Origin of the sequence: Pedobacter nototheniae, from assembly GCF_004335085.1 — a bacterium.
Lineage (GTDB): Bacteria > Bacteroidota > Bacteroidia > Sphingobacteriales > Sphingobacteriaceae > Pedobacter > Pedobacter nototheniae.
The window spans coordinates 1-410 of sequence record NZ_RQRS01000087.1; the positions used below are offsets into that span (position 1 = coordinate 1).

General features: G+C 29.5%; 1 protein-coding gene. It reads right to left on the reverse strand.

Annotated elements, in window-relative coordinates:
* Positions 1–410, reverse strand: a 410-nt coding sequence (locus EHC72_RS22545) for a TonB-dependent receptor domain-containing protein (protein ID WP_165585926.1), incomplete at both ends; no start/stop codon positions are given.

Genomic DNA, 410 nt, shown 5'->3' on the forward strand with positions numbered 1-410 from the left:
TCTTGTTGCTGCAAAACGGATATTTAAATCTCTTTTAGGAGAATATTTAACATGTAACATTGGCAATACCGCCCAATATTTTTTAGTCTTTATTGATTTTTTCAAAGCATCATTTTCAACAACATATCCTGATACTTTTGTTTCCGTTTTTGTAGCTCTTAATCCTCCTAAAATAGTCCACTTTTCAGAAGATTTTAAAGTTCCCATACCATAAAATGATAAATGAGTTTCATCAACATCAAAATTTCTTCCTAATCCACTATTATATTGTAAAGCTGATGAATCATCTTCTAAAACACTTAAATTTTCTTTGTTTGATGCCCAAAAATTATTCATTCCTTCGGTAGATAAAACAGGTCCAAAAGTTGATTGAATATTAGAACCCATTTCATTTAAATAATCGGCTCTAC